Source organism: Saccharomonospora xinjiangensis XJ-54 (genome assembly GCF_000258175.1).
In the GTDB taxonomy this organism is placed as follows: domain Bacteria; phylum Actinomycetota; class Actinomycetes; order Mycobacteriales; family Pseudonocardiaceae; genus Saccharomonospora; species Saccharomonospora xinjiangensis.
The window spans coordinates 2,768,358-2,792,603 of the sequence record NZ_JH636049.1; the positions used below are offsets into that span (position 1 = coordinate 2,768,358).

24 protein-coding genes are annotated in these 24,246 nt (G+C 68.2%); 20 read left to right on the forward strand and 4 right to left on the reverse strand.

Translation table 11 applies throughout. The annotated features are described in order from the left end of the window. Positions 1-179: 179 nt before the first annotated feature. The 5 genes from ftsH to folK are packed head-to-tail and all read left to right on the forward strand — an operon-like array spanning position 180 to position 4,983. Entirely contained in the window at positions 180-2,597 is a 2,418-nt protein-coding gene (ftsH, locus tag SACXIDRAFT_RS12335) for an ATP-dependent zinc metalloprotease FtsH (RefSeq protein ID WP_006238894.1), read from the forward strand. A 44-nt stretch (positions 2,598-2,641) separates the two neighbouring features. Then, the gene (gene folE, locus SACXIDRAFT_RS12340) at positions 2,642-3,301 is read left to right on the forward strand and encodes a GTP cyclohydrolase I FolE (protein ID WP_408640389.1); all 660 of its coding nucleotides are present in this window, start codon (positions 2,642-2,644) and stop codon (positions 3,299-3,301) included. Next, positions 3,298-4,140, forward strand: a complete 843-nt coding sequence (gene folP / locus SACXIDRAFT_RS12345; protein WP_006238896.1) for a dihydropteroate synthase — start codon at positions 3,298-3,300, stop codon at positions 4,138-4,140. Before folE ends, folP begins: the two co-directional genes overlap by 4 nt. Continuing rightward, positions 4,133-4,495 carry a dihydroneopterin aldolase gene (folB, locus tag SACXIDRAFT_RS12350; protein ID WP_006238897.1) on the forward strand — a complete coding sequence of 121 codons (363 nt, stop codon included), beginning with the start codon at positions 4,133-4,135 and terminating at the stop codon, positions 4,493-4,495. Before folP ends, folB begins: the two co-directional genes overlap by 8 nt. After that, positions 4,492-4,983 carry a 2-amino-4-hydroxy-6-hydroxymethyldihydropteridine diphosphokinase gene (gene folK / locus SACXIDRAFT_RS12355; protein ID WP_006238898.1) on the forward strand — a complete coding sequence of 164 codons (492 nt, stop codon included), beginning with the start codon at positions 4,492-4,494 and terminating at the stop codon, positions 4,981-4,983. The genes folB and folK overlap by 4 nt, the downstream gene beginning before the upstream one ends. Positions 4,984-5,030: 47 nt before the next feature. Here the strand turns inward: folK and SACXIDRAFT_RS12360 are convergent, their stop codons facing one another. Further along, positions 5,031-5,963: a MerR family transcriptional regulator gene (locus SACXIDRAFT_RS12360; RefSeq protein WP_006238899.1), complete on the reverse strand. Its 933-nt coding sequence runs from the start codon at positions 5,961-5,963 to the stop codon at positions 5,031-5,033. A gap of 88 nt (positions 5,964-6,051) precedes the next feature. Between SACXIDRAFT_RS12360 and SACXIDRAFT_RS12365 the strand changes: the two genes are divergently transcribed. From SACXIDRAFT_RS12365 to SACXIDRAFT_RS12400, 8 genes are all read left to right on the forward strand, one after another. Continuing rightward, positions 6,052-6,513: a DUF3180 domain-containing protein gene (locus SACXIDRAFT_RS12365; RefSeq protein WP_006238900.1), complete on the forward strand. Its 462-nt coding sequence runs from the start codon at positions 6,052-6,054 to the stop codon at positions 6,511-6,513. Between the two features lie 68 nt (positions 6,514-6,581). Then, positions 6,582-8,207, forward strand: a complete 1,626-nt coding sequence (locus SACXIDRAFT_RS12370) for a DUF6779 domain-containing protein (protein WP_006238901.1) — start codon at positions 6,582-6,584, stop codon at positions 8,205-8,207. Positions 8,208-8,618: 411 nt separating this feature from the next. Then, entirely contained in the window at positions 8,619-9,746 is a 1,128-nt protein-coding gene (locus tag SACXIDRAFT_RS12375; protein ID WP_006238902.1) for a PrsW family intramembrane metalloprotease, read from the forward strand. 126 nt (positions 9,747-9,872) lie between these two features. Beyond that, entirely contained in the window at positions 9,873-10,769 is an 897-nt protein-coding gene (locus SACXIDRAFT_RS12380; protein WP_198284374.1) for a Rossmann-like and DUF2520 domain-containing protein, read from the forward strand. After that, positions 10,766-11,668 carry a pantoate--beta-alanine ligase gene (gene panC / locus SACXIDRAFT_RS12385; RefSeq protein ID WP_006238904.1) on the forward strand — a complete coding sequence of 301 codons (903 nt, stop codon included), beginning with the start codon at positions 10,766-10,768 and terminating at the stop codon, positions 11,666-11,668. Before SACXIDRAFT_RS12380 ends, panC begins: the two co-directional genes overlap by 4 nt. A 31-nt stretch (positions 11,669-11,699) precedes the next feature. Beyond that, positions 11,700-12,191, forward strand: coding sequence for an aspartate 1-decarboxylase (panD, locus tag SACXIDRAFT_RS12390; protein WP_006238905.1), 492 nt, complete (start codon positions 11,700-11,702; stop codon positions 12,189-12,191). Beyond that, positions 12,192-13,013: a type III pantothenate kinase gene (locus SACXIDRAFT_RS12395; protein ID WP_006238906.1), complete on the forward strand. Its 822-nt coding sequence runs from the start codon at positions 12,192-12,194 to the stop codon at positions 13,011-13,013. 198 nt (positions 13,014-13,211) lie between these two features. Next, on the forward strand, positions 13,212-13,559 hold the full coding sequence (locus SACXIDRAFT_RS12400; RefSeq protein ID WP_006238907.1) for a histone-like nucleoid-structuring protein Lsr2: 348 nt from the start codon (positions 13,212-13,214) through the stop codon (positions 13,557-13,559). A 48-nt stretch (positions 13,560-13,607) separates the two neighbouring features. Here SACXIDRAFT_RS12400 and SACXIDRAFT_RS12405 read toward each other — a convergent pair whose 3' ends face one another. Continuing rightward, positions 13,608-14,420 carry a helix-turn-helix domain-containing protein gene (locus SACXIDRAFT_RS12405; RefSeq protein ID WP_006238908.1) on the reverse strand — a complete coding sequence of 271 codons (813 nt, stop codon included), beginning with the start codon at positions 14,418-14,420 and terminating at the stop codon, positions 13,608-13,610. Positions 14,421-14,493: 73 nt separating this feature from the next. On the opposite strand from SACXIDRAFT_RS12405, the gene SACXIDRAFT_RS12410 reads away from it, so the two are divergent. The 5 genes from SACXIDRAFT_RS12410 (at position 14,494) to SACXIDRAFT_RS12430 (ending at position 18,406) form a co-directional block, all read left to right on the forward strand. Further along, positions 14,494-15,081 (forward strand): TIGR03086 family metal-binding protein, encoded by a 588-nt coding sequence (locus SACXIDRAFT_RS12410; protein ID WP_006238909.1) that lies wholly within the window; start codon positions 14,494-14,496, stop codon positions 15,079-15,081. A 98-nt stretch (positions 15,082-15,179) separates the two neighbouring features. Further along, the gene (locus tag SACXIDRAFT_RS12415; RefSeq protein WP_006238910.1) at positions 15,180-15,653 is read left to right on the forward strand and encodes a hypothetical protein; all 474 of its coding nucleotides are present in this window, start codon (positions 15,180-15,182) and stop codon (positions 15,651-15,653) included. Continuing rightward, positions 15,650-16,279: a DUF3558 domain-containing protein gene (locus SACXIDRAFT_RS12420; RefSeq protein ID WP_006238911.1), complete on the forward strand. Its 630-nt coding sequence runs from the start codon at positions 15,650-15,652 to the stop codon at positions 16,277-16,279. Before SACXIDRAFT_RS12415 ends, SACXIDRAFT_RS12420 begins: the two co-directional genes overlap by 4 nt. Next, complete coding sequence (locus tag SACXIDRAFT_RS12425; protein ID WP_006238912.1) at positions 16,276-17,649, forward strand: hypothetical protein; 1,374 nt, start codon at positions 16,276-16,278, stop codon at positions 17,647-17,649. Before SACXIDRAFT_RS12420 ends, SACXIDRAFT_RS12425 begins: the two co-directional genes overlap by 4 nt. Before the next feature lie 13 nt (positions 17,650-17,662). Then, on the forward strand, positions 17,663-18,406 hold the full coding sequence (locus SACXIDRAFT_RS12430; RefSeq protein ID WP_006238913.1) for an ESX secretion-associated protein EspG: 744 nt from the start codon (positions 17,663-17,665) through the stop codon (positions 18,404-18,406). 40 nt (positions 18,407-18,446) lie between these two features. Here SACXIDRAFT_RS12430 and SACXIDRAFT_RS12435 read toward each other — a convergent pair whose 3' ends face one another. Next, positions 18,447-19,250 carry a (2Fe-2S)-binding protein gene (locus SACXIDRAFT_RS12435; protein WP_050987023.1) on the reverse strand — a complete coding sequence of 268 codons (804 nt, stop codon included), beginning with the start codon at positions 19,248-19,250 and terminating at the stop codon, positions 18,447-18,449. 448 nt (positions 19,251-19,698) lie between these two features. Here SACXIDRAFT_RS12435 and SACXIDRAFT_RS12440 point away from each other — a divergent pair, with 448 nt between their 5' ends. Beyond that, the gene (locus SACXIDRAFT_RS12440; RefSeq protein ID WP_006238915.1) at positions 19,699-22,251 is read left to right on the forward strand and encodes an ATP-dependent Clp protease ATP-binding subunit; all 2,553 of its coding nucleotides are present in this window, start codon (positions 19,699-19,701) and stop codon (positions 22,249-22,251) included. A gap of 64 nt (positions 22,252-22,315) precedes the next feature. Here the strand turns inward: SACXIDRAFT_RS12440 and SACXIDRAFT_RS12445 are convergent, their stop codons facing one another. After that, the gene (locus SACXIDRAFT_RS12445) at positions 22,316-23,122 is read right to left on the reverse strand and encodes an NAD(P)H-binding protein (protein ID WP_006238916.1); all 807 of its coding nucleotides are present in this window, start codon (positions 23,120-23,122) and stop codon (positions 22,316-22,318) included. A 102-nt stretch (positions 23,123-23,224) separates the two neighbouring features. Between SACXIDRAFT_RS12445 and SACXIDRAFT_RS12450 the strand changes: the two genes are divergently transcribed. Next, the gene (locus tag SACXIDRAFT_RS12450; protein ID WP_006238917.1) at positions 23,225-24,232 is read left to right on the forward strand and encodes an endonuclease/exonuclease/phosphatase family protein; all 1,008 of its coding nucleotides are present in this window, start codon (positions 23,225-23,227) and stop codon (positions 24,230-24,232) included. The last annotated feature ends 14 nt before the right edge of the window (positions 24,233-24,246 follow it).

Consider the following 24,246-nt stretch of genomic DNA (forward strand, 5'->3'; position numbering starts at 1 on the left):
CCGTCGCAGTCGTTGTCCCTGACAGCATCAAGGAGCGCCCGGCATCCGAAGTGAAGCCGGACGGTACGCTGGTGAGACGGTGAACTCCGTAGCGCCCGCGCATGTGTCAGTACCGCGACGGCGGATGTCACAACCTACCGCCTAGCCAGGGAGGGTCGAGGCCACCACGGCCGGATCGAATGGACCGCAAGCGCCTGCTCAGGAACCCACTGCTGTGGATACTTCTGGTTCCGCTGCTGCTGTACTTGGTTTTCACCGCAGTCAACGACACCGACGGCGATTTCGCCGAAGTGCCGACGTCGCAGGCCATTGAGCAGATCCGCTCTGGCAATGTTGACGAAGCCACGCTGGAGGACCGCGAACAGCAGCTGAAGCTCAAGCTGGCCGACCCGATCGAGGTCGATGGCCAGCAGGTCGAGCAGGTGCGCACGCAGTTCCCCGCCGGTGCCTCCGACCAGCTGTACAACACGCTGGTGAACGCGGGAAATGGCGAGCGTGACGTCAAGTTCAACACCACCGTCACCCAGGACAGCATCTTCGCGCAGCTGCTCATCTACTTGATCCCGCTCGGCATCCTCGTGCTGCTGCTCATGTGGATGATGAACAGCGCTCAGGGTGGCGGCAACCGCGTTCTCAACTTCGGCAAGTCCAAGGCGAAGCAACTCAACAAGGACATGCCGACCACGACGTTCAACGACGTCGCCGGCGCCGACGAGGCGGTCGAGGAACTGCACGAGATCAAGGACTTCCTGCAGAGCCCGGCCCGTTACCAGGCGCTCGGCGCCAAGATCCCGAAGGGCGTCCTGCTGTACGGCCCGCCCGGCACGGGTAAGACGCTGCTGGCGCGCGCGGTGGCAGGCGAGGCCGGGGTGCCGTTCTACACGATCTCCGGTTCCGACTTCGTCGAGATGTTCGTCGGTGTCGGTGCCTCCCGGGTTCGGGACCTGTTCGAACAGGCGAAGCAGAACGCGCCGTGCATCATCTTCGTCGATGAGATCGACGCCGTGGGCCGCCAGCGTGGCGCCGGTCTCGGCGGTGGGCACGACGAGCGCGAGCAGACGCTGAATCAGTTGCTCGTCGAGATGGACGGGTTCGACTCGCGTGGCGGCATCATCCTCATCGCGGCCACGAACCGGCCCGACATCCTCGACCCAGCTCTGCTGCGTCCCGGCCGGTTCGACCGCCAGATCCCGGTGTCGGCCCCCGACCTCGCGGGCCGCAGGGCGATCCTGGAGGTCCACTCGAAGGGCAAGCCGCTCGCCGACAACGTCGATCTCGAAGCGCTGGCGAAGCGCACGGTCGGCATGTCGGGTGCGGATCTCGCCAACGTCATCAACGAGGCCGCCCTGCTCACGGCTCGCGAGAACGGTTCGGTCATCACCGATGCCGCGCTGGAGGAGTCGGTTGACAGGGTGATCGGCGGGCCCGCCCGCAAGAGCAGGATCATCTCGGAACACGAGCGGAAGATCACCGCATACCACGAGGGCGGGCACGCGCTCGCCGCGTGGGCGATGCCGGACATCGAACCGGTCTACAAGCTGACCATCCTGCCGCGTGGCAGGACCGGTGGGCACGCGCTGATCGTCCCCGAGGACGACAAACAGCTCATGACCAGGTCCGAGATGATCGGACGGCTCGTGTTCGCGATGGGTGGCCGTGCCGCCGAGGAGCTAGTCTTCCACGAGCCGACCACCGGTGCGTCGTCCGACATCGAGCAGGCCACGAAGATCGCCAAGGCGATGGTGACCGAGTACGGCATGTCGCCGAGGCTCGGCGCTGTGAAGTACGGCCAGGAGCACGGTGATCCGTTCCTCGGCCGGTCGGCGGGCAGGCAGCCGGACTACTCGCTCGAGGTGGCGCACGAGATCGACGAGGAGGTGCGCAAGCTCATCGAGACGGCGCACACCGAGGCGTGGGAGGTCCTGACGACCTACCGCGACGTCCTCGACGACCTCGTGATGGAGGTTCTCGAGAAGGAGACCCTCCAGCGCCGGGATCTCGAACGGATCTTCGCCACGGTGGAGAAGCGCCCGCGCATCACCACGTTCAACGAGTTCGGTGAACGGTTGCCTTCCGAGAAGCCGCCGATCAAGACGCCGCGTGAGCTGGCGTTGGAGCGCGGCGAGCCTTGGCCGCCCGAGGGCCCCGAGAGCCGAAGCGGTGCCGATGGCGAGGAGCGGAAGGCTCCGGAGCCTGAGCCCACACCCGTGGCCACGGTGTCCGGAGGCAACGACCTGCCAGGCGGACCGCCGCACGGGCAGCCGGAGCCCTCTGCCTCGGCCACGTACAATCCGTACGCTCCGCCTCAAGGCGATGCCCGGCCCAACGGTGCCCACCACCGGAACAACGGCGGGACGAGTTCGTGGTCGGCCAACGCCGGTCAATCCGGTGGCGGCACAAGCGCGGGGCCTCCGCACTACGGGGCTCCCCCCGGCTGGACTCCGGCAACGCAGCCGAGCGGCCGCGGCTACCCGTGGCGCGACCAGAACCCCGCGCCTCAGCAGCCGGCTGCGCCGTCCACGCCGGCAGCGCCCTCCTCCGAGGCGAAGCCCGAGCGCAAGGACGACGACGATCAGGACGGCAGCGCGCCTTCGTGATCGGGGAAGGCAGTGACGTGTCTGACGTGTCTGACGTGGCTGACGTGGCTGACGTGACGGGCGGGACGGGCGGGACCGGAAACGGATACTCCCCCTTCGAGGTGGACGCGGAGCTCCCCAGGGCCGGTCGCGCCGTCTTCGACCAGGAGAGGGCCGAGCGCGCCGTCAGGGAACTCCTGCTGGCTTGTGGCGAGGACCCGGAACGTGACGGGCTCAGGGAGACACCTGCCAGGGTCGCGAGGGCCTACCGCGAGATGTTCGCGGGGTTGTACACCGACCCCGATCACGTGCTCGATCGCACGTTCGACGAGAGCCACGAGGAACTGGTGCTCGTCACGGACATCCCGATGTTCAGCCTCTGCGAGCACCACCTCACGCCGTTCCACGGGGTCGCGCACGTCGGCTACATCCCCAACGGCCAGGGCAAGGTCACGGGGTTGTCGAAACTGGCGCGGCTCGTGGACCTGTACGCGAAGCGACCGCAGGTGCAGGAGCGGCTTACCTCGCAGGTGGCCGATGCTCTGAACCGGAAACTGCGCCCGCGCGGCGTCATCGTGGTCATCGAGGCCGAGCACCTGTGCATGTCCATGCGTGGTGTCCGCAAGCCTGGGGCCCGCACGACCACCTCGGCGGTCCGTGGTCTCTTGCAGACGTCGGCGTCGTCGCGGGCGGAGGCGTTGGAGCTCATCAAGGGCCGTCGATGACCCACCCGGCGCTGCCGAGGCCGGGACGCTGTGTGGTGATGGGCGTCCTCAACGTCACTCCGGACTCCTTCTCCGACGGAGGGCGCTACCTGAGCAGGGAGGACGCGCTCGCGCACGCCCACGCCATGTGGCGGAGGGGTGCGGACGTCATCGACGTCGGTGGTGAGTCAACGCGGCCGGGTTCGGAGCGGGTCGATGCGGAGACGGAGCTGGCTCGGGTACTGCCTGTTGTGCGAACACTGGCAGCGGAGGGACTGACGCTCTCGGTGGACACCACCCGCGCTGCGGTGGCATCCGCGGCCGTGGAGGCGGGCGCGCGGATCATCAACGACGTGTCGGGTGGCCTCGCCGATCCCGACATGGCGAAGGTCGCGGCCGAGACGGGCGTGCCCTGGATACTCATGCATTGGCGTGGGCACAGCAGGGACATGAACCGGCTGGCCGAGTACGACGACGTCGTGTCCGAAGTCCGGGACGAGCTGAGTGCGCGGGTGGACGAGGCACTCGCGGCCGGGGTGCGGGAGGAAGCCATCGTGCTGGACCCCGGGCTGGGGTTCGCCAAACACGCCGAGCACGACTGGGCGCTGCTGCATGCTCTCGACGCTGTGCTCGCACTCGGGTTCCCTGTGCTCGTCGGAGCGTCGCGCAAGCGTTTTCTGGGGCGGCTTCTCGCCGATGCCGAGGGTGAGCCACGCCCGCCGTCGGGCAGGGAGGTGGCCACGGCGGCCGTCTCGACGCTCGCGGCGTACGCGGGCGCGTGGGGCGTGCGAGTGCACGACGTCGGTGCGTCGCTCGACGCCGTGTCGGTGGCCGAGGCCTGGCGGAGGGGACGTGACTGACCGGATCACGCTCACGGGCTTGCGGGTCTTCGGCAGGCACGGCGTCTACGAGCACGAGAAGCGTGAAGGGCAGGAGTTCGTCGTCGATCTGACCGTGTGGCTGGACGTCTCGGCCGCGGCGGGCTCTGACGACCTCGCCGACACGGTCAACTACGGCGAGCTGGCGCAGTGCGCGGCGGACATCGTCGCGGGCCCCGCGCGCGACCTCATCGAGAGCGTTGCGGTGGAGATCGCCGAGAAGGTACTGCTCGACGAGCGGATCTCCGCCGTCGAGGTCACCGTGCACAAGCCGTCCGCACCGATCCCGCTGACCTTCGCCGACGTCGCCGTGACCGTGCGCAGGGAGCGACGATGAGCCGTGCCGTGTTGTCGCTCGGCTCCAATCTGGGCGACCGGTTGAGCTACCTGCGCCTCGCCGTGGACGGCCTTCGGGACGTAATGGTGGCTGTGTCCTCGGTCTATGAAACGGCTCCGTGGGGTGTGTCCGACCAACCGGACTTCCTCAACGCCGTCTGCGTGGTCGAAGACCCCGCCCGCGACCACTGGGCATGGTTGCGCACGGGGCAGGATCTCGAACAGCGCGCAGGGCGAGTGCGGGAACGCCGCTGGGGGCCCCGCACCCTCGACGTTGACGTGGTGACGGTGGACGGTATGCGGTCGGACGACCCTGAATTGTTGCTGCCGCACCCCGGTACCCACGAGCGCGCGACCGTGCTGATCCCGTGGTTGGAGATCGATCCCGGCGCCGAGGTGCCGGGCAGAGGCAGGGCCGAGGACCTGCTCGCGGCGTTGCCTGCCGACGACCGCGCCGGTGTACACCGGCGCGCGGATCTCACGCTCTGACCGCAACGGTGACGCGGGGCGGACCGGCAGGTGCCCGCCCCGCGAGATCACTGCGCGGAGGCGCGAAGCGCCGCGACGATCCATTCCACTGCGGGAACCATGGTCGGGATCGGGGGCCAGCCGTTGATGATGCCGAGCAGTTGCCAGTACCGCTCGGCTCTGCGGTCGGTACCGTCGGCGATCCGGTCGGCCAGCGAGCGGCGCAGTGCGGGTGTGTCGGCCTCACCATCCGCGGTGCCCGCCCGCGTGATCTCGTCGGCCAGCTTCCTTCCGGCGGCGGAATCGGGAGCGTGCCCTTCGTCCAGCGCCTTCCGTGCCTGCCCCGTCCAATCCGCCCAATGCTCGGCCTGTGCTTTCGACAAGGCGTCCATGGACCCATCGTTGTCACGAAGTATCTCGGCCTGCCGCTCGCCCATGCCCCGGATCAGCTTTCGGAACCCGGGGTCCCGCACCAGTTCAGCGAACTCGATCCAGGCTTCGAGCTGTTCGGGCGTCGGATCGGCGGGCAGGTCGGGCTTGCACCCGCGCATCCTGGCGTAGAACTCGGAATCCACGTCCAGACCTTCGGTCACCTCGTCCCAGAAGTCGTCGAGGAGCCGCTGCCGCTCCTCATCCGACATCGCTGCCAGCTTGTTCATCAACTTCACCTCGTCGAATTCGGATTTGCGTTTCGTCACCGCGCGCAGGACCGCTCGCCTCAGCGTGAGCAGGCGGATCTGCTCGTCGAGCACCTCCACGTGCTTCGCCGCGATCACGGGCAGGCTGCCTGCCTCGGCGAGCACGGCATCGATCTCGGCGAGCCCGATACCGAGTTCTCGCAACGTCCGGACCAGTTCCAGCCTGGCCAGCGCGTTGACGTCGTAGAGCCGGTATCCGGCGCGGGTGCGCCCGGTGGGCGGGAGCAGGCCCTCGTCGGAGTAGAACCGGATGGTCTTGACAGGCAGCCCGGTGCGCCGGGACAACTCGCCGATCGTGAACATGCTCGTTTTCCGTTCCCGGCTCCATGGTGAAGTCTCCAGTAAGTGGAGAGTCAATCAGACTGTCTCGATCGTCGGTACGGTGGTGACCATGCAGTTCACGAGGGCCCGGGATCTCCTCGTCGCCGTGGTGCTCGGTTTCGGCGTGACGTATCCCCTTTTCCGATTCGCGTTCGGGTCGTTGCCCGCCCTGCCGCCGCTGGCGGGGCTGCCGCTGCTTGCTCTGGCGCTCGGGGAGACGGTGCTCGCTCTCGGGATTCGCTCGCGGATCAGACAGCGCAGGGTCGAGTCAGGTATCGGGATCGCGAGGGCGGTGGCGCTTGCCAAGGCGTCGTCGCTTCTCGGCGCGTTGATGGTCGGTGCCTGGCTCGGCGCGCTCGCCTACCTCGCTCCTCGTTCGGGTGAAATCGTGGCGGCCTCGGAGGACCTTCCAGCCACCATCGTCGGCGTGATCTCCTCGGCGCTGCTCATCGCCGCTGCCCTCTGGCTGGAGCATTGCTGCCGCACACCGAAGGACAGCGATCGGGACCGCGATTCACCCCCGACCGGTTAACGCGCCGTAACCACCGCTCGAAGTACCGGAAAGGTCTCGGAAGGATCACCGGACGGTACGGTGTGGGCATGACTGGCGTGGGTGACGACTCGCGGGACCGATCGGCGGCGAAGCCGTGGCTGGCTGTTGGCTTTCTCCTCGCCATCGGCGCCACCCTCGCCCTGGTGCTTACAGACGACCTGCGATGGATCAGGCTCGCCGTCGTCGCGGCACTGTGGGCCGCGCTGATCGGTGCGCTCATGGCGGCGAAGTACCGCAAGCAGGCGGTCCTCAACGAGAAGTCGGTCGCCAAGGCCCAGAAGATCTACGAACTCGAACTCCAGAAGGAGATCGCCGCCCGGCGGGAACACGAACTGGAGGTCGAGGCGGAGACCCGGCAGCGCATCGAGGCCGAGAGAAGTGAGGAACTCGAAGCGCTGCGCGAGGAGTTGCGGAGCCTGCGCGACAACCTCCAGAACCTGTTCGGTGGCGAGGTGCTGTGGGAGCGTGTGGCGTTGACGGCCCAATCGACCCGCATGCGCAAGATCGGTGACGACCAGCGGCTCGTCACGGCAGGCGAGGTGGCAGGCGGGCGGCCTGCGATCACGGTGGGAGTCGATCCCGCCGACGCGCTCGACTCGCCGACCGAACTGATTGGCCGTATCAGGGATCTCGATGTCCAGCCGGAGACCGAGGAGGCCGACGAACCGGTGGTGGCGCGTGCCGAGCAACCCCGGCGCAGGGAGCCAGGCACACCCCGCACCCGGTTCGTGCCGCGTCCCGCGCGTCCCGCTGAGGACGGCGGTTCCGCCAAACGGCCCGCGGATCCGCCCACTCGCAGGGTTCAACCGAGGCCGGGCGCGGCGATGGCGCGGGCCAGTGAGGCCGCCAACCGGGCGAGGGCGGAGATGTCCCGCCCGCAGCAGCGCCCCGTCGCGAGGCCGAACGGTACGTCGCCCGCCGCGTACTCCCCGCATCGTTCTCCCGAGGCGGAATCACCCGGCACCGATGCCGAGCGGTCCCGGCCCGCCATCAGCCCCGTGGAAGGAAGGGTCGCGCGCTCGCTCGACCCCGAGGGCCCGCCTGCGGCGCGGAGAACGCGGCCCGCGGTGGAGGAAGCACCCACCCGGACGCAGCGTCCCGTCGAGGCGAGGACAGCCGTGACCCCGCCGGTCGGCGGACGCCAGGGACAGCCGAAGCCGCAGCAGGAAAGCCCCGATACAGCGGGTACGGAGATCCGCAGGCCCGTCAAACCCGTTCGGCGGGCGCCCGCCAAACCGGCGCCCGTGGAGTCCCCGGTCGAGGCCACTGTCGCCGAGCGGCCGAACCGCCCCGTGCCCGCGCCGCCGGAACCGAACCCGACCCTGCCGCCCGAGGTCGGCGAGGTGCCTCGTTCCGGGGGCCGCAGGCGGAGGGCCGAGCCGGAGGAAGCCACATCCTCTTCCGGAGGTGGCAGGCGGCATCGGGCGGGCGACGACGAACCCGCGTGGATGTCGAGCGTGCCGTCGGGTGGGTCGCGCCGTTCGCGGTCGGCGCCGGAGCCGGACGCGACGGACTCCGCACAGTCCGGAGGGCGACGCCGCGCGGCGGAACCTGTGGAGGCGAGCGACGAGCCTGCCGGTTCCCACGCGGAGGGCCGTTCGGTGAGCGAGTTGCTCGCCGCATACGGAGCAGGCGGTTCCACGCCTCGTCGTCGGCGGCGTGCCGCCGACTGACGCTGGCGGACTGACGCTGGCGGACTGACGCTGGCGGACTGACGCTGGCGGACTGACGCTGGCGGACTGACGCTGGCGGACTGACGCTGGCGGACTGACGCTGGCGGACTGACGCTGGCGGACTGACGCTGGCGGACTGACGCTGGCGGACTGACGCTGGCGGACTGACGCTGGCGGACTGACGCTGGCGGACTGACGCTGGCGGACTGACGCTGGCGGACTGACGCTGGCCGACTGACGCCGACCGACGCTGGCTGGCGCGGCCCCGCAACGCTGCCCGGCACGGGCGCGATGGCGGCGGTGGTGTGCCGCTAAGGTTCCCGCGTGAGTGGAGCCGCCACCGACCAGTCGTCATCACAGACACCGTCGTCGTCACCGACCCTGCGAAGGCACACGCCACGCCGGTTGACCGTGCTGCTGCCCGTGGCCGGAATCGCGGGCCTCGCCCTGTCCGGCCTGCTCGTGCTGGGGCTGGCGACGGTGCGTGTCGGCGTGCTCGCGGTGCTCATCGGCGTTGTGGCCGCTGTGGTGCCGGTGCTCGTCGTGGTGGCGGCCCTGCTGTGGATCGACCGCTGGGAACCCGAGCCCGCGAAGCTGCTGCTGATCACGTTCGCGTGGGGTGCGTGTGTCGCCACTCTGACCGCCTTGCTCGTCAACGACACAGCGCAGGCTGTGGGCGATCTGCTGCTCGGCACCGGCAACGGCGGCAAGGTGAGTGCGCTGGTGTCGGCGCCACTCGTCGAGGAGGCGGTCAAGGCCGTACCGGTGATCTTGCTGATGCTGTGGCGTTCGCACGAGTTCGACGGCGTCGTCGATGGGATGGTGTACGCGGGACTGGCCGCGGCAGGCTTCGCGTTCACCGAGAACGTCTACTACTTCGGGCGCGCCTTCGTCGAGCACGGATTCGGCGACGGGCTTTCCGGCGGGATTTTCGCCGCGTTCATCCTGCGCGGCGTGCTCTCGCCGTTCGCGCATCCGCTCTTCACAGTCCTCATCGGTATCGGGGTCGGCCTCGTGGCGCGGTCGAACGTGCGCACCGCGAAGATCCTCGTACCGCTGGGGGCCTACGTTGGCGCGGTGCTGCTGCACGCGCTGTGGAACGCGTCAGCGACGCTCGGCGGTGCGACGGTCTTCCTGAACGTCTACTTCCTGATCATGGTGCCGATCTTCACCGCAGTGGTGCTGATCATGGTGTGGCAGCGGCGAAGGGAGCAGCGCATCATCGCGGCGACCCTTCCCGGTATGGCGGAGGCGGGCTGGATAGCGCCATCCGAGATCCCGCTCCTCTCCGACCTCTCCGCTCGCCGGAAGTGGCGCAAGCAGGCTCGGAAGGAGTCCGGCAGGGCGGCGGCCCGAGCGGTGGGCGCCTACCAGGCCGCGGTGACAGAACTCGCGTTCGCCCGACGTTGGGAGGGCTCGCCCGCGTCGGAGAGGATGCGCACGGCCTATCTCTCACGGCGCCAGGTCGAATTGCTCGCGGTGTTGAAGCAGACAAGGGCCGAGGCCGTCCGGCTCGCTCGCGGCGGCACCGAAGGGTGAAGCTGGTCACCTCGTGGGCGTTCGTGCCTTTCGGCGGGACTAGTCTCGCGCCGTCGTCTGGTACCCGCGAATCGGGACTGGAACGAGTTGGGAGTTCTGTGCGATGAGCGTCCAGTGGGGCACGCCGTGACCCGCCCCGCGCGGCTTGCCGTGGGTGTGGTGTCGGCAGGCAGGGTCGGCAGCGTACTCGGTGCCGCGCTCGCCCGTGCCGGTCATTCCGTCGTCGCGGCGTCGGGTGTGTCCGACGCATCGGTGCGGCGGGCCGAACGCCTGCTGCCCGGTGTGCCGTTGCTGCCTCCCGACGAGGTGGTCGGCGCCGCCGATCTCGTTCTTCTCGCCCTGCCCGACGACGTACTGGGCCCCATGGTCGCCGGACTGGCCAACGCGGGTGCGTTCCGGGCTGGCCAGATCGTCGTTCACACGTGTGGCGCACACGGCATCGACGTGTTGCGGCCCGCCGTGGAAGTAGGGGCACTGCCTTTGGCGTTGCACCCGGTGATGACGTTCACCGGAGCCCCCGAGGACCTTCAGCGGCTCGATTCGTGCAGTGTCGGCGTCACCGCCGAGGACGGCGACGAGGCGGCGTGGAACGTCGGAGAGGCGTTGACAGTGGAGATGGGGGCCGAGCCGGTGCGGATTCCCGAAGCCGCCCGGCCCCTTTACCACGCCTCGCTGGCGCACGCTGCCAACCACCTCGCGACGTTGGTCGCGGACTGTGTGGAATTGTTACGGCACAACGGCGTTCGCGACCCCGAGCGCCTCCTCGCCCCGCTGCTGTCCGCGGCGCTCGACAACGCCTTGCGGCACGGGGACCGCGCACTCACAGGGCCGGTCGCGCGAGGGGACGTGGGGACGGTGCGGACACATCTGCGGGTGCTCGGTGAGCGCGTACCCAAGCTGCGTGCCGCTTACCTCGCGCTGGCAAGGAGGACCGCCGCGAGAGCGCGTCTGGCCGGGCTGCTCGGTTCCGACGCCGCACGCGAGATCGCCGACCTGCTCGACAACGGACGTGAGGGCACGTGAGGAGACCGAAGAAACCACAGTTCGACCGTGGCCGGGTGAACGTCTACCGCAAGCCGGACGACCTGCGCCAGGTCAGCGCGGCCCTGCGTTCGGTGGGCCGCAACGTCGCGCTTGTGCCGACGATGGGTGCGCTGCACGCGGGACACGCGGAACTGTTTCGCAGGGCGAAGCGGCTGCCCAACACCATCGTCGCCGCGTCGATCTTCGTGAATCCGCTCCAGTTCGGCGAGGGCGAGGATTTCGACGCCTACCCGCGCACGCTGGACACCGATCTCGGCGTGCTCGACGACGCGGGCGTGGAGATCGTGTTCACTCCGGAGCCCCAGGACCTCTACGCTCCCGGCGCGGCGGTCACGGTGCATCCAGGGCCGCTCGGTGACGAACTGGAGGGCGTTTTCCGCCCTGGGCACTTCGCGGGTGTGCTCACGGTGGTGGCGAAGCTGTTCAACATCGTGCGCCCCCACTTCGCGCTCTTCGGGGAGAAGGACTACCAGCAGCTCGTCCTCATCAAGCGCATGGTGGCCGACCTCGACCTCGACGTCCGTGTGCTCGGTGTGCCCACCGTCCGTGAACCGGACGGTCTGGCGCTGTCGTCGCGCAACACCTACCTGTCGCCCGAGCAGCGGAAGCTGGCCGTCGTGCTGTCGGCGGCGCTCGTCGCGGGCGCTCACGCGGGAGGGCGAGGAGCGGAGGCGGTGCTCGACGCGGCGAGGAGCACGCTCGCCGCCCGGCCAGAGGTGGCCGTCGATTACCTCGAACTGCGGGGCACGGAGTTGGGTCCGCCGCCCGAAGACGGGCAGGCGCGGTTGCTGGTGGCAGCCAGGGTCGGGAAGACCCGGCTTATCGACAACGTCGGGCTCCTGCTCGGCGCGGCAGCCGAGTACGGCATCGAGCAGTGAGGACCGAAGGGGTAGGAGAGGGAATCCCGCGATGTATCGAACCATGCTCAAGTCAAAGATCCACCGAGCGACGGTGACGCAGGCCGACCTGCATTACGTCGGTTCGGTCACGGTGGACAAGACGCTGATGGAAGCGGCCGACCTACTGCCGGGTGAGCAGGTCGCCATCGTCGATGTCACCAACGGCGCACGGCTGGAGACCTACGTCATCGAGGGCGAACGTGACAGCGGCGTACTCGGCATCAACGGTGCCGCCGCTCATCTCGTCCATCCCGGCGACATCGTCATCCTGATCGCGTACGGGCAGATGGATTCGGCCGAGGCCGCGTCCTTCAAGCCGAGGATCGTGTTCGTGGACGGCGACAACCGCATCGTCGAGCAGGGCGGCGACCCCGCCTCCGTCCCCGAGGGGTATGGGCTCGTGAGCGGTGCGGGCGCACCGCCTGCCCTCGGGGCCAGGCTTCCCACGGCTGAGACCGCCGACGCCGCTCGGCTGGACGCGCTGCTGCACGCGGAGCACTGATTGCTGCTCACCGTTGACGTCGGCAACTCGAACATCGTGCTCGGCCTGCACGTCGGGCGGGGTGAGAACGCGCGGCTGGTGCGCGACTGGCGGATGCGCACCGATCCGCGCATGACGGCCGACGAGATGGCGCTCACCTTGCGCGGGCTCCTCGGTCCGCACGCCGACGACGTCACCGGTATCAGCGCACTGTCCACGGTGCCCGCTGTGCTGCGGGAACTGCGGACGATGCTCGACCGCTATTACGCGGGCGTTCCCACGATCATCGTGGAACCGGGCGTGCGCACCGGGGTTCCGCTGCTCGTGGACAACCCGAAGGAGGTCGGCGGCGACCGGCTCGTGAACACCCTCGCCGCCCATCACCTGCACAACACGGCCTGCGTCGTGGTCGATTTCGGGACGTCCACCAATGTGGACGCCATCTCGGCCAAGGGCGAGTTCCTCGGTGGCGCATTCGCGCCGGGAATCGACATTTCGGTTGACGCACTCGCCTCCCGTGCCGCGGCGTTGCGGAAGGTCGAGCTGGTCCGGCCGAGGTCGGTGATCGGCAAGAACACCGTCGAGTGCCTTCAGTCGGGAATTTTGTACGGTTTCGCCGGGCAGGTTGACGGTCTCGTCAGAAGGATCGCCCGTGAGCTGTCGGGAACGCCGGACGAACGCGTCGAAGTGATCGCCACCGGCGGTCTGGCTCCGCTCGTGCTCGACGAGTCGGAAACCATCACCGAACACGTGCCACATCTCACCTTGCTCGGCCTTCGCCTTGTTTTCGAGAGGAACACGGCCGAGAGGAACGAGCGGTCCGGCCGCAGGGCACGTCCGTGAGCGCGGGCACCTGTTTCCCTTGACCGCGTTGCCGCTCTGATTGTGTTGGTCGCATAAGGCGCCGTCAACGGGCCCAGACAATCGCTTCAGATGATTTGCGTTATTCTGCACGGGCGGGTAACAATAAGCTCGGTCAAGACTTTTGGCTCGGGCGTGGGCACCACGTGATCTCAGCATGTCCTAAGCAGGAGGAATCAGATGGCGCAGAAGGTCCTTGTCTCCCTCGTGGACGATCTGGACGGGTCGGAGGCGGAGGAGACGGTCGAGTTCGGTCTTGACGGCGTCAACTACGAGATCGATCTCTCCGCGGAAAATGCGGAGGAATTGCGTGACGCTCTTGCCCAGTACGTCGAGCACGCACGCAGGGCGGGTGGCCGGAAGAGGACGTCGGGCAAGAGTGCGGTGAAAGCGCCCGCCCGGTCGGCCGCCGTGGATCGCGAGCAGAATCAGGCAATTCGCGCGTGGGCGCGGAAGAACGGTTTCGAGGTCTCGGATCGTGGACGCATCCCGTCCGAGGTCGTCGAAGCGTACCACCGCAGGAACTGAAAGACGTCGTGATGTGCGGCCTCCCGGGTGTTGCCCGGGAGGCCGTATTCAGTTTCGCGCTTGTTCGGTTACTTTCTGTTGCCTCTCGTAAGATGCGGGCGGTGTCCCCACCATCGCCGTGAATTCCCGGACGAAATGTGCCTGGTCGCTGTAGCCGAGTTCGGCGGCGAGCTCGGCCTGCTTCGGCGGGGAATCAGTGGCGAGCCGCGCAGCCGCTTCGTTGAGCCGGTAGACCCGGATGGCCCACTTGGGGCCCGTTCCGACGTGTGCGGTGAACAGCCGTTGCAGCGCGCGCACCGTCGTACCACCGCGGGCGGCGAGATGAACGACTCTGGTGATCGTGGGATCGGTGGCGATGAGCTTCACGGCATCCCGTGCCCTGCGTTCCGAATCGGTGAGTGGCCGGACTCGTCCGGCGAACAGCGTGTCGGCGAGCGCGGCGAGTTCGGAATCACTGCGTGAGGCAGGAACAGCTGCCTCGATCTCGCGGCTCGCCGTGCCGAGTACGCCCTCCAACGGTCGTGGACCGCCGCGAAGGTCGCCTGCCGGCACGTGGAGTACCGCACCGCAGCAGCCGGGCACAAGGCGAACGCCGAACGCCACTCCTCGATCGCGCAGCACATGTGCGAACACGGAGCGGGAAGGACCCCACACCCCTGCCGATGAGGTCCCGAAGACGACGTGCGTGGAGAGGTTCGGCAACACCCGCTGCTCGTACGGCGGCCTTCCTCGGAGATCCCATCGGACGACCCAGTAGTACTGGACGTACCCGCGTAGTGACGGAACGGGATTGACCCTGCTCAGGGTGAACTGTGATTCGGCGGTGCGCCGGTACAGGATTCCTCGGGGCACCCTCTCCACGGAAGCGACAATACGGATCGGAGCTGTCGCTTTTCTTCAATACCCGGCCCCCGAGAGCGGTGACGATGGGCTCATGCCGAACGTGCCGAACATCCGATCCGCCGTCGAGCCGGCGGCTGCGGCCTTCCTCGACGTGCTGGGTGCTGTGCCCGACGACGAGCTGAAGGCGCCGACACCATGCGAGGACTACGCCGTCCGCGATCTGCTGAACCACCTCATGTACTGGGCCCCGTATCTGATCGCGGCCGCGAGGAAGGCGCGGGCAGCTTCGCAAGCGGGCGAGCGAGACGTTGACCTTGTGAAGGATGAGTGGCGGCTCGCGCTGAAAGCAAGGGTGACCGAGTTGGTCGAGGCCCTCCGCGAGCCGTCGGCGTGGGAGGGCGTGACGACGTTCGGCGGTGTGGACCTGCCTGCGGAGCGGATCGGTTCGATGGCGCTCACCGAGTTCGTCGTGCACGGCTGGGATCTCGCTGTGGCGACGGGAGTGGAGTTCCGTTGCGATCCAGCCACGGCGATGGCGGTCGAGAGCGCGCTCGTGGAACTGGCGCCGCAGGGCAGGGGATACGGCGTGTTCGGGGCGGAGATCGCCGTGCCTGAAACCGCCGTGCCGCTGGCGCGCGTGCTCGGGTTGTCCGGACGTGACCCCGACTGGAGCAGGTGAATCGGCCGCCCGTACCCAATTCGGGTTAAAGGTCGGTGAAGCCCTCGTGAGGCGTCACTTGCGCGCTACTCTCCGGAATCGATGCTGGGGAGGTAAGCATGACGGCTGCCGGGGGTTGGTTGTCCGACGTCACTTTCTGGGTGGACGGTGTGCCTTCCGGAGGAACGGCGCCGAGTGGTGGCGGTGGTGCGGTTCCCCCGCCTCCTTCGGGAGGTCAGGGTTTCAGCCTCAGCAGGGAGGAAGCCGAGGAGGCACTCCGCGAGTTCAAAGGCATCTACGACGACCTCGTGAGGATGGAGGCGCAGGCAAGGCAGCTTCGTGAGATGCGGCCTGCCGCGGAAGATCCCGCGAGCCTGGCTTTTCACGAGACGATCGTCGGTGGCGCCGCAGGGCCGGGTGCGTTCGGCTACGGGCACGGACATGTGCTGAAGGAGATTGAGTTCTTCGGCAGGCTCGTCGCCCGCCTCGAAAAGGCACTCGGCCTTGTCACGGAATCCGATGAGGAAGCGAATCAGCAGATCAGCTCGGCAGGCGGTTCCCTGCCTCGCCACAACAAGGGGTTACTTGAATGACGCGAATCCTCTCCTCGGTGGTGGGCCTCGGCCTTGCCGTAGTGCTCACCGCCTGCGCCGCGACGCCGGTCTCCAACGGCGCGGCTCCGAGGGGAACCTCGACGAAGTCCGATCCGGCGTCCTCGTCCTCGAAGGCGCTGCCCCACAGCGGAGCGCCCTCGGTCGCCGATCCGCTTCCGGAGTCCGCGCTGCCTGCCGACCCGTGTCAGGCATTCACCCGGCCGCAGATCGTCGAAGCACTCGGCGAGGACGCTCCTGAGGGCGAACGCGACGATATCGCCACAGGACCCTGGTGTTCCTGGCAGGACAGCACCACAGGCGCGGCGGTCTTCGTCAACTACATCACCGCGACACGAGAAGGTCTGAGCAACCTCTACCGGAACACGAAACCGGGTGCGGCTGTGTGGCGGGAGATCTCTTCCGTCGGCGGTTTCCCCGCGGTCGCGTTCAAGACCCACGAGGACGAATCGTCCTGTTCGGTCACCGTGGGCCTCGCGGACGAGTACACCGTGGCGGTCGTGCTCGCGCCAAGCCGCGCGAAGCAGGGCGATGTCGATGCGTGTGCGCTGTCAGAACGGATGGCGGGCACCTTGGTGGACAACCTGAGAGGGAGGGCGGGGCGATGACGGACGAGGGCGCGGTGCGCCAACTCTCGGGAGGCGTCGCGATCCCGGAACTCGTACGGCGAGTCCTGGCGGGCAACTCGGCCGAATGGCACGGTGGTGCCGCGTGCGCGGGAGAGCTCTCCACGGAACACGCACAGGTCAGCGATCGTGGACGGCGGGCGCTCACGCGGTTGGAGAGCGCGTGGACCGGCAGCGGCGCCGATGCGGCGCGCGACCGCATCATGCCTGCGGTGGAGGCGACCTACCAGGCTTCGTCCACCTACGAGAGCAACGCACGCACGCTGACCGACACGGCAGGCGCCTTCGACCGCTTGAAGAGCGAGGTCGTTCCGATGCCGGATCAGCCGCCGACTCGTGGCCTCTGGGATTCCATCACGCCGTGGGACACCGACACCGAGGACGAGATCAACCGCTACCGCGAGCTTGAGCAGCAGAATCGGCGGGTCTACGAGGCATACCAGCAGTACACGCGGTCGGCATCGGGCCAGGTGATCAACGACTACGGGCAGCTCGACGACTTCGACTCGGACGTCACGGTGAAGGACACTCGGGGTTTCGAACGATCGGCCGAGAGCGAACTCCGAACCCTCGACAGGAGGCAGGTCTCCGACGACACGGGCACTCGGAACACGACGGCAGACACAGCCGAAACGGATGCATCCCGCGATTCCGAAAGGTCTGCTGATTCCGCCGACAGCGGGCAGGAACGAGACACCCCCACCGACGCACGGAGCGATGAACGGCCTGGCAGTCACGAGGGCTCCGACTCGGGCGACCCTTCGCTCACGCGAACCCACCCTGGCGGGGAGTTCACCGGAGGCAGAGCGGGGGATGCCGTGACGTCCCCGACGTCCCCGACCTCCTCGACATCGCTGTCGGGATACCAGCCACCCGCCGACTCCACCTACCGCCCGTCTGCCTACCAACCTTCGCAGTTCAACCCGGCAGCCCAGCCGGTGAGCACCGGTTCGCAGAACCCGTTCCCGATCGGAGGGGGTGCGCCGGTTGGCGGTTCCAGGCCGGCGAGTGGCTCCGGCGTCGCAGCGGGTGGTGTGCGGCCGGGCACGGGTCCGGCCGGTGGCACGCCAGGCGCTGGAAGGGGCAGCGGTGCCGCTCCCTTCGGCCCCTCGCCGAGCCCTGCGCAGGGCATGAACCGGCCGGGTGCGGGCGGACCTGCTTCCGGCCGTGCCGGAGCGGCACCGATGGGAGCGATGGGCGGTGCGGGGGGCCGAGGCCAGGGCGCCGAGGATTCGGAGCACCAGCGCAACTACGTACAGGACACCGACGAGGCGTTCTCGTTCGACGGCGACGACGAACTGCGAGATCCACAGACCGGGCAGATCATCATGCCGCCCACCATCGGTGAATAGGGGGCGATGCCCGGTGATCGCTGAGACCGTGGACGTGCCGAGGGCGGCACTACAGCACGCGTGGGGCCTTGAGGGCTTCGGCGAACCACATCCGATCCTGGGGCAGCACGGGCTCCATCTCTCGGACGACGGTAACGCCGAGCTCACCAGGCGCTGCCTCTCGCTGCTGGCCGACGTGGGGTTGGCCACCGCGCACGCACTCACCCCGGCGTTCCGGGACACGATGCGTACGCTGGCCATGCCCGCCCGCGAGTTCTACTGCTGGAGCAGCTTTGCCGACAGCAGGCGCGACAGCGCGACTCTTGTCGCCACACGCGACGTCACGGCGGTCGGCGCCGTCGTACGCGGCGAAACCGTGACACTGTGGCCGATCGATTCGCAGCAGGTCATCGCGGGTTTTCTGGCGACACTGCCGGACGTGAAGGCCGCTCCCGTGCATGCTTTGACGGTTTCCCGCTCCGACCTCGATGGCGGGCCGTCGGAGGATGACGGCGGCTCACGATCACGGGCACAGCGGCGAAGGGAAGCCGGGGAGCTGAAGCGGCATCTCGCGGCCGTCCGTGAAGGGGCACACCAGTTGTACGTCGCCGTCACAGTCGGCGGGGTCAGGAGCCGGAGCAGTCCGCTGTCGCTGATCGATGTCGCAGGACTGGGGCGAGTGTTGCTCTTCCGCGATGCCGGCGACCGGATCAACTTCAGACCCGGCCGCCGCGAAGTCGTGGCGGAGGCGCTGATCGGCACGATGCGCGGGTTGTGACGACCGCGTCCGAGGCGCCTCGGTGAGGTGTGATCCGCACTCAGCGTGGGCACGTGCGAGGGCAGGTCTCGCATTCGGTGCTGCCGGGAAGCAGGTAGGTGAAGCAGCAGCTCTCCCTGCGCCGGGTCCAGCCGACGGAACCGTTGTCGCCGGTGTGCCTGCGCAGGGTGGAGGACGAGGTCAGGGGTTCGTGGCGGGCGTCGAGCACCAGCGCGGCGTCGGCCACCCCCGCGCCTTCGTCGCCACCCTGGACCCCGGCCCACCACAGGCAGCTGTCGATCGCGTCGGTCGCCGCGGCCCAGAGAGTCCTCGCCCCGTGGGGACTCAGTGGCCGGTAGGCGCGGATGAAGGCGGTGGCGTGGGCCACGAACCGGGCCCTGTACACCTCGGCGAGGGCGCGTTCGTCGGCGACGACGACGGCTTCGGGCCTGCCCGCACAGGGATCGAGCGGGAGGCAGTAGAACGAACGACCGAGCACCGCGACGCCCACCGGGTCGGGCCTGCTGTCCCTGGAGATCCGAAAGGCGAGTTCGGACGGCCGCAGTAGCGGCACTCGCCGTTCGTGGTGCAGCAGAAGCGCGCCGACGTAGGCGGGCAGGCGCAGATACCACCAGAGCACATAGCCTGACACGGTCCGAGCGGGCGCGGCGCCGTGGTGCTCGATCAGCCAGTCCGCGAGGCGCCGGTGCCAGCGCGAGAACCACGTGCGGTCGGTGAGCAGGTGGTGGCACCGCCACCAGTCCCCAGCCGGGGGGACGTCGGTTCGCAGTTCGAGTTCGTGCTGTAGTGCCGCGACCCTGGCGAGAGAACTCGCGAGCACGTCGGAGCCGACACGACGGGGCACCACGTCACTGTGTCGAGTATCACGAACCGAACCGTCCGTGGTCACGTGCTGCCCTCCGCTGCTCCGACCGGGTGGTCCACGACGAATCTTAGGTGGTTAGCATTGCCTTACCTTAGCCGCATGGGGTCGTCGGTGCAGCGGCGCGGTCCGAACGGGCGAGCCGCGCGAAATCCGGTGTTCGCGGTGAGCGGACACGAGTTGTCGATGGAATTCCGTCGTCGCGCTCTTCGTTGTTCCGTACGTCAGCAACCAGCAACGAGCGACTGTGAGCGTGTCCTCCGCGAGTGCTCGCGGCACATCAGGGCCTGCTCCATGAGGTCCGATCCGCACCAGTGGTAGCCACGAGACGTGCGCTCGGCTACTACAGTGGTCGTACGGTGCCGAGCTCACCGGTGGAGCGAACCGGGAAGAGTGTCGGGCCGCCGGCGCAGCAGTCGAGGGAGTGGGAATGTTCGAAAGGTTCACCGACCGCGCGAGGCGGGTGGTTGTCCTGGCCCAGGAAGAGGCCCGGATGCTCAACCACAACTACATCGGCACCGAGCACATCCTCTTGGGCTTGATCCACGAGGGTGAGGGTGTCGCCGCCAAGGCGCTCGAGTCGTTGGGTATCGCGCTGGAGGGTGTCCGCCAGCAGGTCGAGGAGATCATCGGCCAGGGCCAGCAGGCCCCCAGCGGGCACATTCCCTTCACCCCGCGAGCCAAGAAGGTGCTTGAGCTGTCTCTGCGTGAGGCGTTGCAGCTCGGGCACAACTACATCGGTACCGAGCACATCCTGTTGGGCCTCATCCGCGAGGGCGAGGGCGTTGCCGCCCAGGTCCTCGTCAAGCTGGGCGCCGACCTGAACAGGGTGAGGCAGCAGGTGCTTCAGCTGCTGTCCGGCTACCAGGGCAAGGAGCCCGCCGAGGCCGGTGCCGGCCGTGGCGAGGGCACGCCGTCGTCGTCTCTGGTTCTCGACCAGTTCGGGCGCAACCTCACGGCGTCCGCGCGGGAGAACAAGCTCGACCCGGTCATCGGGCGCGGCAAGGAGATCGAGCGGGTCATGCAGGTGTTGTCCCGCCGTACCAAGAACAACCCGGTTCTGATCGGCGAGCCCGGTGTCGGCAAGACCGCCGTCGTCGAGGGCCTCGCGCAGAACATCGTCAAGGGCGAGGTGCCCGAGACGCTGAAGGACAAGCAGCTGTACACGCTCGACCTCGGGTCGCTGGTGGCCGGTTCGCGCTACCGGGGTGATTTCGAGGAGCGGTTGAAGAAGGTCCTCAAGGAGATCAAGACTCGCGGCGACATCATCCTTTTCATCGACGAGCTGCACACGCTCGTCGGTGCGGGTGCTGCCGAGGGCGCCATCGACGCGGCGAGCATCCTGAAGCCGATGCTGGCCCGTGGTGAACTTCAGACCATCGGTGCGACCACGCTCGAGGAGTACCGCAAGTACATCGAGAAGGACGCCGCGCTGGAGCGCCGGTTCCAGCCGATCCAGGTCGGCGAGCCGTCGCTGGAGCACACCATCGAGATCCTCAAGGGCCTGCGCGACCGCTACGAGGCGCACCACCGCGTGTCGATCACCGACTCGGCGCTGGTGGCCGCGGCGACGCTCGCCGACCGGTACATCAACGACCGGTACCTGCCGGACAAGGCGATCGACCTCATCGACGAGGCCGGGGCACGTATGCGCATCCGCCGCATGACCGCGCCGCCGGACCTGCGCGAGTTCGACGAGAAGATCGCCGACGTGCGCAGGGAGAAGGAGTCGGCCATCGACGCGCAGGACTTCGAGCGAGCAGCTCGACTGCGCGACGAGGAGAAGACGCTTCTCGGCCAGAAGTCCGAGCGGGAGAAGCAGTGGAAGGACGGTGACCTGGACGTCGTCGCCGAGGTGGACGACGAGCAGATCGCCGAGGTTCTCGCCAACTGGACCGGCATCCCGGTGTTCAAGCTCACCGAGGAGGAGACCACGCGTCTGCTCCGCATGGAGGACGAGCTGCACAAGCGGATCATCGGTCAGGAGGACGCGGTCAAGGCCGTGTCGCAGGCCATCCGCCGCACGCGGGCCGGTCTGAAGGACCCGAAGCGCCCTTCCGGTTCGTTCATCTTCGCCGGCCCGTCCGGTGTCGGTAAGACGGAGCTCTCGAAGGCGCTGGCCAACTTCCTGTTCGGCGAGGACGACGCGCTCATCCAGATCGACATGGGCGAGTTCCACGACCGCTACACCGCCTCGCGGCTCTTCGGTGCCCCTCCGGGCTACGTCGGCTACGAGGAAGGCGGCCAGCTCACCGAGAAGGTGCGCCGCAAGCCGTTCTCGGTGGTCCTCTTCGACGAGATCGAGAAGGCCCACCAGGAGATCTACAACACGCTGTTGCAGGTGTTGGAGGACGGTCGCCTCACCGACGGCCAGGGTCGCACGGTGGACTTCAAGAACACGGTGCTGATCTTCACCTCGAACCTGGGCACGCAGGACATCTCGAAGTCCGTGAGCCTCGGCTTCTCTTCCGGCTCCGACGAGGGTGGTCGGTACGAGAAGATGAAGCAGAAGGTCAACGAGGAGATGAAGAAGCACTTCCGGCCCGAGTTCCTCAACCGGATCGACGACATCATCGTCTTCCACCAGCTCACGCAGGAGCAGATCATCCAGATGGTGGATCTGATGGTGTCCCGTGTCGAGCAGCAGCTCAAGGCCAAGGACATGGCCCTGGAGCTGACCGACAAGGCGAAGGCTCTGCTGGCCAAGCGGGGCTTCGACCCGGTGCTCGGTGCGCGCCCGTTGCGCAGGACCATCCAGCGGGAGATCGAGGACCAGCTGTCCGAGAAGATCCTGTTCGGCGAGGTCCAGGCCGGTCAGATCATCATCGTGGACGTCGAGGGCTGGGAGGTCGGCGACGCACACGACGACCAGGCGAAGTTCACCTTCCGAGGCGAGCCGAAGCCGCTGGACGTGCCCGACGCTCCTCCGGTGAGCATCGCTGCCGCGAGCAGCGAGGACTCCGGAGAGTCGGAGCAGGAGTGACCGGCAACTGAAATGATCGCCCCGAAGGGTCCCCGTGCGCGGGGACCCTTCGGTGTTTGCCGGGTCAGGCGAACTCGTGGGCGTGTGCGCGTGCCCAGTCGGCGAAGCGGGTGGCGGGTCGGCCGGTGATGCCCTCGACGAGGGTGTTCGGTGCGGGTGCCCCGGCTTCGAAATACGTGAGCACGTTCTCCACGTACCACCGCGCGTTGTCGCCCATGGTGGGGGTCAGTGCGCGCACCGTCTCGTCCGGGGTGGACCTGACGAACTCGATCTCTCTGCCGAGCGCCGCGCCGATGTGTGCCACGAGGTCGGTCCTCGTCAGGATCTCCGGACCGGTGAGCAGGTATGCCTCGCCCCTGTGCGTGTCGTCGAGCAGCGCCGCGGCGGCGACGGCGGCGATGTCGTCCATGGCGATCGGTGTGCTCGCCGAGCCTGGATACGGTTCCCGCACCGTGCCGGTGCGCCGGATCTGGTCGGCCCACATCAGCGAGTTCTCCATGAAGTCGCCGGGCCACAGGTGTGTCCAGTCAACTCCGGATCGCTCGACGGCTGTGCTGCACGTACCCCACCAGCTTTCGGGCTCACCGGAGAGATCCACGATGTGTTCCACGCCTGCCTTGCGCGCGAGGGCGACGACCTCCTCAACGGTGTCCGGGGTGGGTGCGAGGTACATGCTGGAGACGCCTTCCAACGCCGAAGGCAGCGTGTCGAGCTTGCGCAGGTAGCCCTTCACCGCCTCCACTTCGGACGGAAGAGCGGCTTTGGCCGGATCGACCGTGAGCGCCCTGATGCCGGAAGCGCCGCGTGCGAGTAGGTGATCGACGACTTTGCGGCCGATGTTGCCTGTCGCGCCCGTGACCAGGATGGTCATCGGCGGTCCTTTCCTCGGTGAGTGGGGAAGACCCACGCTACTGCGAATCCGGCCGGTGCGTTTCCGGCAACGACCGGGCCTGCGTTCTGGCAGGCTGGTCCGGTGGTGAGCACGAAGGTGCCAGAGCGCGACAGCGGATCGCGGCGACCGGCGAGCAAGGTGCTGTCGGCGCTGGTGGCGACCGCGGTGGCAGGAGTCGCGGGGCTGGCGGTGCTCCGCTGGGTCGTGTCGGGCGTGTTCGGGCACGACGGCAACAGCTATACCGCTGCGCTGCTGGCACTGACGCCGTTCGGTGTGCCGGTCGCGGCTGGGTTGGCGCTGGTCGCGTGGGCGCTGCGACGCCGTGGTGTCGCGCTGCTGTCGGTGGTGCTGGCCGGGGTGCTCGTGGCACCGCTGGTGCCGAGGGTGCTCGCCGATGCGCAGCCCGAGGCCGATGGTCCTGTGGTGCGAGTGGCCGCCCTCAACCTGTATTTCGGGCAGGCCGCCCCGGATGCCGTCGTGGAATTCGTGCGCGAACACCGGGTGGACGTCCTGACTCTGCTGGAACTCGACGAGCAGGCTCAGTCCGCTTTGGAGGACGCCGGTCTACGCGAGTCACTGCCGCACGTCGTGGCGTATCCGGCGGGGGCAGGCGTGGGTTCTGGGATTGCCTCCCGGTATCCCTTGGAGGAGGTGGACCTCGCGGGTCCGTCGCTGTTCGCGCAGCCGGGTGTCCGGACACGACTTCCCGGTGGCACGGCGGTGGAGGTCGTGGCTGTGCACGCGCTTCCGCCGGTGACCGATGCGGCGCAGTGGCGAAGCGATCTGGCCGGGTTGCCTCCTGCGAGTTCGGCAGGGTTCGCGCGCATTCTGGCAGGAGATTTCAACGCGACGCTCGACCACGCCGCGTTTCGGCACATCCTCGATGCGGGCTACGTGGACGCGGCGGAGAGCACGGGCAACGCGCTTGTCACCACCTGGCCCCGGCGCCGCCTCGGGCCGCCGGTCACGCTGGACCATGTGCTCGTCGAGAACGGGGCGGCCGTGCTCGACTTCGCCGCGCTCGACGTCGAAGGCAGCGATCACCGTGCCGTGCTGGCGACCCTCCGGTTGCCGAAGCGGCCGGGCTGAGTCGGCGTCAGCTC

What these genes read in the sequence shown, in the direction of transcription:
- SACXIDRAFT_RS12410 (WP_006238909.1), top strand. Translation starts at nt 14,494, where the DNA reads ATGCCGAACGTGCCGAACATCCGATCCGCCGTCGAGCCGGCGGCTGCG.
- SACXIDRAFT_RS12370 (WP_006238901.1), top strand. Translation starts at nt 6,582, where the DNA reads ATGACTGGCGTGGGTGACGACTCGCGGGACCGATCGGCGGCGAAGCCG.
- SACXIDRAFT_RS12425 (WP_006238912.1), top strand. Translation starts at nt 16,276, where the DNA reads ATGACGGACGAGGGCGCGGTGCGCCAACTCTCGGGAGGCGTCGCGATC.
- panD (WP_006238905.1), top strand. Translation starts at nt 11,700, where the DNA reads ATGTATCGAACCATGCTCAAGTCAAAGATCCACCGAGCGACGGTGACG.
- SACXIDRAFT_RS12360 (WP_006238899.1), bottom strand. Translation starts at nt 5,963, where the DNA reads ATGTTCACGATCGGCGAGTTGTCCCGGCGCACCGGGCTGCCTGTCAAG.
- folP (WP_006238896.1), top strand. Translation starts at nt 3,298, where the DNA reads ATGACCCACCCGGCGCTGCCGAGGCCGGGACGCTGTGTGGTGATGGGC.
- SACXIDRAFT_RS12400 (WP_006238907.1), top strand. Translation starts at nt 13,212, where the DNA reads ATGGCGCAGAAGGTCCTTGTCTCCCTCGTGGACGATCTGGACGGGTCG.
- SACXIDRAFT_RS12420 (WP_006238911.1), top strand. Translation starts at nt 15,650, where the DNA reads ATGACGCGAATCCTCTCCTCGGTGGTGGGCCTCGGCCTTGCCGTAGTG.
- folK (WP_006238898.1), top strand. Translation starts at nt 4,492, where the DNA reads ATGAGCCGTGCCGTGTTGTCGCTCGGCTCCAATCTGGGCGACCGGTTG.
- SACXIDRAFT_RS12365 (WP_006238900.1), top strand. Translation starts at nt 6,052, where the DNA reads ATGCAGTTCACGAGGGCCCGGGATCTCCTCGTCGCCGTGGTGCTCGGT.
- ftsH (WP_006238894.1), top strand. Translation starts at nt 180, where the DNA reads ATGGACCGCAAGCGCCTGCTCAGGAACCCACTGCTGTGGATACTTCTG.
- SACXIDRAFT_RS12445 (WP_006238916.1), bottom strand. Translation starts at nt 23,122, where the DNA reads ATGACCATCCTGGTCACGGGCGCGACAGGCAACATCGGCCGCAAAGTC.
- SACXIDRAFT_RS12415 (WP_006238910.1), top strand. Translation starts at nt 15,180, where the DNA reads ATGACGGCTGCCGGGGGTTGGTTGTCCGACGTCACTTTCTGGGTGGAC.
- SACXIDRAFT_RS12440 (WP_006238915.1), top strand. Translation starts at nt 19,699, where the DNA reads ATGTTCGAAAGGTTCACCGACCGCGCGAGGCGGGTGGTTGTCCTGGCC.